This is a genomic window from Parachryseolinea silvisoli, assembly GCF_021190955.1.
Lineage (GTDB): Bacteria > Bacteroidota > Bacteroidia > Cytophagales > Cyclobacteriaceae > Ohtaekwangia > Ohtaekwangia silvisoli.
The window spans coordinates 1-10,340 of the sequence record NZ_JAIOAO010000005.1 but is presented as its reverse complement, the minus strand read 5'-3'; the positions used below and the strand labels follow the sequence as shown (position 1 = coordinate 10,340).

Here is a 10,340-nt window from a genome sequence, read left to right as displayed (position 1 = left end):
ACGGATGAACCACGGATGATCTACGCTTTAATAGGAGTAGAACATCCCTGGTTCAAGCCTGAAACCAGGAAGGCAGGAGCCCAGGTGAAACTGGCATCTTGACGCCACCCTCGGGACACTGTATTGAAATTGTTTAACGAATAACAGAGTAGCCACCGTCTACGACGATCTCGGCACCGTGTATATACGACGCATCATCGCTGGCTAAAAACGAGACTGCCTTGGCAACTTCCATTGCTGTTCCAAAACGTTTGTACGGTAGGAGCGGCGTTATATAGTCTTTCGCCCCCGTGATCTGTTCCGCCGTAAAGCCCGTTTTGTTAAATATATCTGTTTCTGTATACCCCGGGCTAACGGAATTCACGCGAATCTTTTGTGCCGTCAGGTCTGCGGCCAGGTTTTTTGTGAGTGATTGTACAGCGGCTTTTGCAGCGGAGTAGATGCTCGCGTTTTGGCTGCCGTATGCGGTTACGACAGACGTGTTGAAGATGATCGAGCTGCCTTCGCGTAGTAGCGGTAACAGTTGTTGTACGGTGAAGAAGGTGCCTTTTACCAGCACGTTGAAAAGCTCGTCGAACATGGCTTCGGTGACCCCGCCGACCGGAGCAAACCGGCCGTAGCCGGCGTTGGCGAAGACGATATCCAGCGCGGGCGTTATAGCTTTGATGCGTTCCGGGAGTTGCAGTATGTCGGACATCTTACCATTGTCGCAGGCAATGCTAAAGGCGTTAGGACCGAGCGACGCTACGGTTTGGTTTAGTGTTTCGGAGTGCCTGCCGGTGATGATGACGCGTGCGCCTTCGTTGATGAAATCTTGTGCGGTAGCGAGTCCGATGCCGCTGGTGCCGCCGGTGATGAATGCTGTTTTATTGGTTAACTTTCCCATGTGGATGATTTTTTTTGTAAAGGTCTATGATAAGGTCTCGGATCACCACCCGATTCTTGCGGAGTGTTCGTGTCAGATTCTGAGGGACCCAACCCCCGATGGGGATCGGGACTATCGTAAGATCGGCACTGGCTCTTAGCCCCGAGACGGAGCTAAGAGCGCTAGAAAGCCTGCTAAAAAGGTAGCTCTGAAACTGCGAAACGGAGCCAAAGGACCCGAATGGAAACCTCCCGGAAGGAAGAACGAACGATGACCACTTTAAACGGCGCAACACGCCAAAGAAGCAAGACGCCCGCCGACAGCCACCAGCCACCGACGCGGACACGAAATATATATTTAAACATGGCCATGCTTAAAGGGATCGGGGAGATAGGTGCAAGGGCTGCCATTAAAAAATACTACCTGGAGGCTGGCGGGCGGATGTGCGCGGAAGGTGGAGATTTTTTATTGTGCAGGCGAAGCGGACCCTTGTGCCTATCGGACCGCATGCCCTTAACTTTGGGCATGTTTAGATATATAAACTGTTATATACGTTCGATAAGGTGATGACGGGGCTAATGGTGTTTATCCTATTTGTTAAGAATCGCCCCGTTAATGTTGTCGTTGTGTTACGACAAAGGAGACATTTAACATGGATAAACACCTAACCCAATAAAAGCCAGATACATAGCCCTGCCATAGAATCTTTCTTTTTTAAGTCGGATCGGGAAACTTTTCTTATACTTTATACGTCTCCGCGTCTCTTGTATACAAGCAGGTGGACTGCAGAATTTTAAACACTTCTGTACCCAATCGAAAAAACCTGTGAAACCAACTCCAGCACTCTGTTGCCAGTAGATATACCGGTCGCGTCGTGCTTAGAAACTTATGCGTCTACTGTGTTCAATTGTCCAACCTTATTTCTCTGCTAAAACATGGACGCATCCTTTGCAAACGATCTAGTGCGAATTCTAAACGGTACTGCAGTGCTCGGAGAGCGCCTGCAGAGGGTTGAAGGATTGATCGCTTCCAGCAGCAAGGCGTAGCCTTTAGACTTAAACCTAACTATCACTATGGCTTACAATCGAAACACTTCTTACGTCCCTTCGGGTTAACCCTTAGCTGGATACAAGTTGCAGCTTGTATCCAGCGATCATAACCAAAGACCTACCTAATAATCTATCCAACTACTCTATGAGAAACTTTACCCGAACTTGGGAAGATGGCATAAGGCTTGTCAACGCTTTTGCTCGAATCCCACACTTAAGAAAAATTATGCGCGTATCAACGGCATGCCTGATGTTAATCGTTACCCTGGCTCTTCATCTGCTGAAGGCTGAGTCAGTACATAGCCAAACGATCGAAAATACCTACGTGAGCATCGAGGCTCAACATATTTCATTGCGGTTGATTTTCGCGCAGATCGAAAGACAGACAAGTTTTTTATTTGTCTTTTCTCCCGACGTGGTGGATCGATTTAATGACATTAGCATATCACCAGGAACTAAAAGCGTACGAGAAGTTCTTGATGTTGCAATAGGTGAAAGCGATTTAGGATATTTGAGATCAAATAGAACGATATCAGTTTTTAAGCTAAAAGGAAAATCCAATAAAGGCATATCAACAGTTACTGGCGTCGTGAAAGATATTTTGGGAAATCCGATGGCCGGTGTGAACGTGGTAATTCGCGGCACAACAAACGGGACAACGACTGATGTGGATGGTATCTATACTATAGACGCAGGTTCTAATGATTGGCTTATTTTTTCATTTATTGGGTATAAAACAGTTGAAATATTGATTGGCAACAGGACAACAATAGATCAAATTCTCGAAGAAGACGCCAGGACACTAGACATGGTCGAAGTTGGCGGGTACTATAAAACACAAGAAAGGACAACAACGTCCAACATCGTCAAGATATTATCTAAAGATATAGAGAGACAGCCTGTTACTAGCCCTTTGCTTTCTTTGCAGGGGCGGGTAGCGGGTCTAGAGGTAAACCCACAGAATGGAGCTCCGGGAGCTGCTCCAAGGATTCGAATCAGGGGTGAGAATAGCCTTCGGTCTGATGGAGGATATCCCTTGTATGTGATTGATGGGGTTATAGTTGATTCAAGTCCCTTGCAATCGCAATCGGGCCTTTATGCAATGGGTATAGATCCACTGTCTAATTTGAATCCCGATAACATTGAAAGTATAGAAGTTTTAAAAGATGCAGACGCGACGGCTATTTACGGGTCTAGGGGAGCGAATGGTGTTATATTGGTCACTACAAAAAAAGGAAGAAGCTCGGATCACTTGAGTGTCGATATCGGCGCTTACGGAGGTGTTGGGAGGATTTCAAATAAAGTTGATCTTCTAAATCATCAGCAATATCTAGAAATGCGTCGTGAAGCCTTTCGAAATGCAAATGCAACGCCAGGCCAATTTGATTATGATATGACGCAGTGGGATACCACAAGATATACTGACTGGCAGGATGAGTTGTTATCAGGATCAGCGAAGATAAGTGATTTTCAAGGGAGCATCTCCTCTGGATTAGGTGGGATAGCTTCTTTTCGGATTGGTGGCGCATATCATGACGAAACATCATTTATGTCAGACGACCTTCGCTTTAGCCGAGCAAGTGCAAGCTTTAATTTTAACTACCGTCCAACTGAAGGTCGACTTTCGGTTGATTTCGCTGTAAACTATGGAGTTAATAATAATACGATTGCCAATCTTTCAAGAATTGTAGAAAGCGCGTTATCACTGTCGCCTGTGGCACCCAGACTATACAACGATGACGGTAGCTTAAACTGGGAAATTATTGACTATGGCACATTTAAGCTCGCTTCATTTACAAATCCAATGGTTGAGCTATTGAAAGTAAATGAATCTAAGCTTAGCACACTAGTTGCCAACGCAAACCTTAAATACAGGATTGTGAATGGATTAGATTTAAGTGCAAGCCTTGGATATACAGATACAAATGGTGATGAAATTATAAGAACGCCAATAGTTACTATACCGCCGATTAACAGAGGGGCCAACTCCACGGGATCAGCTATGTTTAGCGATAATAGAAGGACGTCTTGGATAATCGAGCCACAGTTAAATTATTCTAAGCGACTGGGGTATCACTCTTTTGATGCGCTGGTGGGCGGTACTTTTCAAGGAAATGATACGAGGTGGGTAGCTGTAAATGCCACGGGCTACGCCTCAGATGTCTTACTAAATACACTGAGAGGTGCGCGATCATATACGTATTCGGCGGATGATAATAACCAATATAGATATATGGCATCATTTGCGCGACTTGGATATAATTATGATGATAAATATTTTGTAAATTTTACAGGTAGAAGAGACGGTTCTTCACGATTTGGTCCAGGTAACCAATTTGGTAATTTTGGTGCAGTAGGCGCAGCCTGGATATTTTCAAATGAATCGTTTTTGAGAGATAAACTCAAATTTCTGAGTCTAGGTAAACTCCGAATTAGCTATGGAAAAACTGGCAATGATCAGATAGGGGATTACCAATATTACAACCTATTTCGGATCGGCGACTCAAGATATCAAAATTCTACCACTTTAACACCAAACGGCCTCTTCAATAGGGACTTTAAGTGGGAAGTTACCGCCAAACTAGAGAGCTCTTTAGAAATTCGATTGTTAGATGATAGATTTTCTGTTCTGGCGACCTACTACAAAAACAGGTCTTCGAATCAACTTGTGAATTATCAGTTGCCGACGACAACAGGGTTTGATTTTATATTGACTAATTTTAATGCGACAGTTGAGAATCGCGGTTTGGAATTTGTTTTGCAAAGCCAAAATATAAGATCGAAGAGGTTTGATTGGACTACATCTATTAATCTTACGGTTCCCAAAAATGAACTCATCTCTTTTCCCGGTATAGAAGATTCTCCTTATTCTAAAACTTATAAGGTTGGGGAGCCGCTTGCAATCCAGTATCAGTATGTATGGAGTGGAGTCAATCCTCAGACCGGGCAACACGTTATTGATGACTTAAGTGGAGACGGTGCAATTAACTACGTTGATGACGGCCGATTTGGAAGTGCGCTTGTGGATAAATATTACGGTGGTGTTGTAAATACTATTCGGTATGGCCAGTTTGAATTGTCTCTTTTGTTTCAGTATTGCAAACGAAATGGTACAAGCATATATAATGATTACCCTGGTATGTTTATCGGAAATCAACCGATTGAGGTCATGAATCGTTGGGAAAATGATGGCGATATAACAGATATTGCAAAGTTCTCAACAGACTTTACTTTGTATAATGAATATACCCAAGTTCGGTCCAGTAACTACAATACCGTAGACGCTTCCTTTATTAGGCTTAAGACAATGTCTGTTACCTATAAGTTACCTAGTACGCTACTTGATAAGTTAAATATGAAACAGCTTAACGTATTTGTTCAAGGACAGAACCTATGGACAATTACGAATTTTATAGGCTTAGATCCCGAAACTGGCGCGAGATCTCTTCCCCAACTGAGAATGATTACTTATGGGCTTCAGGCCAGCTTTTGATTTTCAAAGTAAATAAATGAATACATCCTATAGATAATTAACTTATGAAAGTTTTATTTCCATTTGCCTTTTTTTTGATTACTTCTTGTTCTGGCTTTTTGGATGTTGATCCTCCAAAATCGAAAATAGAGAGCTCGGTCGTTTTCGCAGACGATGTAACGGCAACTGCGGTAGTTCTTGGTATATACAGTGATATGCTATCGGTACTGGCTTTCTCAAGCGGTAGTGAATATAGCATATCTAGTTTATCGGGGCTATCTTCGGATGAACTGGTGAATAATCCTAAGTATGATATGTATAGCGTGGAATTCGAGGAGACAGAGGTAAAGCCCAATAATGTTTATGTGAAATATCTTTGGGTCTCTCTGTATAAAGCAATTTACCAAGCGAATACTGTGATTGAAGGAATTCAGCATTCAGACGAGTTATCGGAGTCAGTCAAAAGTCAGTTACTGGGAGAGGTGTTTTTTATTCGAGCATTTTGTAACTTTTATTTGATTAATCTGTTTGGAGATATTCCATTGACTCTCTCAACGGATTACAAAGTCAACTCAGCTATTGGCAGAACTGATGTCTCGGAAGTTTATGATCAGATTTTGTCCGATTTAGCTAAAGCAGGAGAGTTACTTTCTTCAGAATATGCAGCCCTATCGAATGAACGAATAAGACCGAATAGATTTTCTGCATTTGCACTTTCTGCGCGTGTCTATTTGTATTTGAATAATTGGTCTATGGCGGAGGAGATGTCCACTAACGTCATACAAAACAGTGAGATGTATAATCTTGAAGTTGCGGTGGATGAGGTCTTTTTAAAAAATAGCTCGGAGTCGATATGGCAGTTGAGGCCCATTTCTGACGGGAATAATGGATCAACAAATGAGGCTAGTGTATTTTCGCCTGATAATGTAGCATACTATAATGTAATAAACGACGGGTTTATGTCGTCCACCGAACCGGGAGACATGCGTATCAATAGATGGATTGATACCCTAGTTGTCGAGGGCGATACAATTTTCTACCCTTGTAAGTATAAGCAAGACAAATCGTCGGAACCCCTAGCTGAGTATTCGATGGTGTTGAGATTGGCAGAACAATATCTTATTCGAGCTGAAGCAAGAGCTATGCAGGATAAGCTCGAAGGTGATGCAGGGGCATTGTCTGATATTAATGCAATTCGGCGCCGCGCTGGTCTGTTGGATGTACATTCGGTGTCAAAATTGGAGGTTTTGAGTTACATCGATAACGAACGCAGGATAGAGCTAGTCACTGAGTGGGGACATCGGTGGTTTGATTTAAAAAGACGAAATAAGGCCGAGGAAGTTTTATCTCAAGAAAAGGAATTGTTTACGAAGGACGATAAACTGTATCCAATTCCGGATAGCGAATTTTTGAGGAATCCTAGGTTAGTCCGGCAAAACCCTGGGTATTGACCGGTGGTGATGGCGCTTTGGTGAGCTTCTTTTATATGATTGAAAACAGATTGAATTTGTATGTCGGAAAAAATATGTGGTTTCGTTTTTGTTGTAATATGTTTGTTCTTCAACTTAGGTTTGCTGCCGTGTAGGTCCCAGGGGTTTGTTCCCTCGAGTGATGTGCTGTTACCTAGAGATTCGTTACTAGAGTACGGTAAACTTGATAACGGTTTCTGCTACTATGTTCGAAAGGTTGATAGCCTGCAGAAGAAAATTGAGATTCGATTTATCGTTAGAGCTGGATTTGAGCAAGAAGAACCCAATCAACTTGAGGCAGCTCATATATTGGAGCATTTGGCAGCAAGATCAACAAGTAGATATCCACAACTTAGAAAAGAGCTTGAAGGTCGTGGCCTTTTGCTGGGGGTAGATTATAATGCAGTCACCGATTATGGTAAGACCGAATATATTTTCACGATTCCCGGCAGTGATCCTGGTTTAGTAGATTTCTGTTTAGAACTCATTCAAGAGTGGGCCAGCGGCGTGATCAATTTGGATTCTATCAATGTCGAACGCGAAAAGAGGATTGTATCTCAGGAGCGGGGAATGGGGAGAATGTCGCTCGGGAGTTCATTAGATTTCATCGCTAACGCCATCGGGGACGGTAATCATAGTGGCAGGATTTTGCAGGATAAGCAGGCTAACGGCGATAAAATTGAGAGAGGTGCGTTAATCAAATTTCGTGATACGTGGTATCGTCCAGATTTGGAAGCTATAATTATCGTTGGTGATCTGGACCCCGGGATTATTAGTAGTAAAGTTAAAGATGTTTTTGGTACAATCCCAGGCCGTGAGAAAGTGAGGGATTCTGGCCCCCAAAAGGCAGCTATTCTTTCTGGTGGTAACAGCATTGAAATATTTCCCTCTGATGAGGAAAAGGAAGCGGGGCATTGTACGATTTTATTTAAAATGCGCTCGCGCTCCATAAGACGATATGATGATTTTGAGTATTTAGTATTAAATCAGCTAATCGCTGATTTGCTTCAAACTAGAATGAAAAATGATTTAACGAAACGGAGTAGCCTTGATTTTATTTTTGGTTTTAGGAACCGTTTGTTTAATTATGGACGTCCTTTGGCTGGACTAATGGTGGATATCAGGTCTCAAGGTAGCAGGGATCTGAAGGAGAAGTTTGTTAGCTGTTTAGGAGAAATGCATCGCGCTCAGCGTGACGGATTTTCTGAGAGCGAATTGGTTGCGGCAAAAAATAAGATAAAGAATGACTTTTTGAGTGATATAGGGTCGATAGAATCATTTGTCCGTGACTATGAGGATAATTTTGAAACTGGAAGCGAGATGGTTTCACCGGCGGTGAAACGTAGGTTTTATAGCCGTATTTTCGAATCAACGACTGTCGACGATGTTAATATCTATTTTAGCAGTATTGATTTAAATAACAATAGAGTGGTAGGTTTTTTTGTTGATGACAAGAAATATCCGAAGATGGTGCAAAGGTCGGAGGCGAAGAGGTGGATTATTGCGTCTAAATCGGCAAAAAAAACGCCTTTTGTGATGCCTAAAGATACAAGTAACCACGCTTCTATTCCGCTGATGAACGGCAAGTATGTATCCAGCATTGATACTGCTGGTGTTCGCGTTTTACGTAAGTCATATGATGATTCTACTCGCGTATCAACATTGAAATTGTCCAATGGAGTTAATGTGATATTGAAACCTATGTTGCGGGAGACGGATAAGGTATTCATTAAGGTGATTGGGCCGATACAGTTTAATCAGGGGAGTGAAATGGATTCGGTATCGTTCTTTTTTGGTGATGATGTTGTTTCGAATAGTGGTTTGGGCCCATATAATAGTTCAAACTGGAGAGCATTCCTTAAGAAAAAGGACATCAGATTTGGACATTCAGTTGAGCCCGATAGATTTGTGATTTCGGGAAGGTCTGATTACGAGGAACTTGAAACAATGTTGCAAGGGGTTAACTTAACCTTTAATTCACCGAAGATTGATCCCAATGCGTTCGAAGATTGGAAGGAGAGGAAGAGGCGGGAAATTGAGAAAGTAAGGAATGAGTCTGATACTCTTCAAATTTTTCAGAATTCCATACTTAAAGCATTTCAATTCTCTGGCGATTTTGTAACGACTGAGCGAATGTTAGAAATGGCTGATATGAAGAGAATGTTAGTTTTATTCAAAAGGAATTTTCAAAATAGTGGAAAACTCACAGTCATTATATGTGGAAAATTTGATTCGGTTTCTATTGTTCCTATCATATTGAAATATGTTGGGACTATACCTCGGTTCGAAGAGAATAATATTCACAATAGTGGTCCTAGCGAAAACAGAGCCAATCAACGGCAGGAATTAAATAGTTTTATATTTAAAGGGAAATTTGGTGGTGTCTCCAAAATAATGGTCGGGTTTCCATCAGTTAGCGAACCGACAATTGTAAGTGACTTTGCTATGGAAATTTTAGAGCGCGTATTGCTGCGGGTAGCGTCGGACAGATTACGGTCAGTTGATGCCTTATCATACACCGTAAATGCTTTTACAGTTAGGCATAGGTATATTCCGAACTACAACTATTTGTTGGGTGTGTCGTTCGATTGTGTGTCTGGGTATGCTAATCAGGCGATTAATGCTGTCAAGAATGAACTCGTTAAGTTGCAATCTGTTGATACACAGAATGGTATATTTATTTCGTCGAAAAGTCAAATTCTTTCTGAAGTTGTTAGTCGGATGAAAGATCCGACGTTTTGGGTTGATTACTTATCCGAAATGAGTCTTGATGGAAGAGATTTACGAACAGTTTTATCTTACCCGTTAATAATTGATTCGATAACTCAGTCGGACATAGTGAGGATCGTACAGCGATTGAATCTGAGTGAACCGATAATTTTTTCTCTTAGTTCGGATGATATCATTATGAATTAGATTATACGTAGTATGAGGTTCAGGGAGTTTTCTAGGATGAGTATGTATAGGGGTAGTGATATTAGTTTTACTACCCCTATAATCAAAGATCCACTAATTTATCAGTAACCTATCTTAAGACTGATCCGGGAGGAAGGTTCTTCGCACCGATTCCCTGGGTGGTTCGGCGGAGTATTGAAGCGCATACCGCGTGGTCTAAACCGGGGACGTTGACAGGCGGATTTGACCCAACGACAACGCTTACCTGACAAGCAAATTGTCCTGCGGGTGTACATTGGAAGTTTACTGTTGAGCAAGTTGTTTCTGTTTCGCCAGGAGCTATATATCTAATGTGAGCTTGTCCCGGGGCGACGGCACTGACAGTAGCTGCTGCACCAGCAAAAGCTACCACGACGGCAAGAAATCGAAAAATGATTGTTTTCATAGATTTGTTTGTTAATTATTTAGGAAATTTATTTAGGGATAAGAACTTATCTTAAGACTGATCCGGGAGGAAGGTTCTTCGCACCGATTCCCTGGGTGGTTCGGCGGAGTATTGAAGCGCATACCGCGTGGTCTAAACCGGGGAC

The 10,340-nt window shown here is 42.3% G+C and carries 4 protein-coding genes; 3 read left to right on the top strand and 1 reads right to left on the bottom strand.

The annotated features are described in order from the left end of the window. Positions 1–133 precede the first annotated feature (133 nt). Complete coding sequence (locus K7P01_RS25410; RefSeq protein ID WP_267297405.1) at positions 134–886, bottom strand: SDR family oxidoreductase; 753 nt, start codon at positions 884–886, stop codon at positions 134–136. A gap of 1,173 nt (positions 887–2,059) precedes the next feature. On the opposite strand from K7P01_RS25410, the gene K7P01_RS25405 reads away from it, so the two are divergent. From K7P01_RS25405 to K7P01_RS25395, 3 genes are read left to right on the top strand one after another with little or no spacing between them, the layout of a single operon-like run. Further along, on the top strand, positions 2,060–5,407 hold the full coding sequence (locus K7P01_RS25405; protein WP_267297404.1) for a SusC/RagA family TonB-linked outer membrane protein: 3,348 nt from the start codon (positions 2,060–2,062) through the stop codon (positions 5,405–5,407). 44 nt (positions 5,408–5,451) lie between these two features. Then, entirely contained in the window at positions 5,452–6,837 is a 1,386-nt protein-coding gene (locus K7P01_RS25400) for a RagB/SusD family nutrient uptake outer membrane protein (RefSeq protein ID WP_267297403.1), read from the top strand. A gap of 60 nt (positions 6,838–6,897) precedes the next feature. Further along, positions 6,898–9,771: a M16 family metallopeptidase gene (locus K7P01_RS25395; protein ID WP_267297402.1), complete on the top strand. Its 2,874-nt coding sequence runs from the start codon at positions 6,898–6,900 to the stop codon at positions 9,769–9,771. Positions 9,772–10,340: the final 569 nt, after the last annotated feature.

Excerpts from the sequence above, each read along its gene's own strand:
- K7P01_RS25410 (WP_267297405.1), bottom strand. The coding sequence starts at position 886 with ATGGGAAAGTTAACCAATAAAACAGCATTCATCACCGGCGGCACCAGC.
- K7P01_RS25405 (WP_267297404.1), top strand. The coding sequence starts at position 2,060 with ATGAGAAACTTTACCCGAACTTGGGAAGATGGCATAAGGCTTGTCAAC.
- K7P01_RS25400 (WP_267297403.1), top strand. The coding sequence starts at position 5,452 with ATGAAAGTTTTATTTCCATTTGCCTTTTTTTTGATTACTTCTTGTTCT.
- K7P01_RS25395 (WP_267297402.1), top strand. The coding sequence starts at position 6,898 with ATGTCGGAAAAAATATGTGGTTTCGTTTTTGTTGTAATATGTTTGTTC.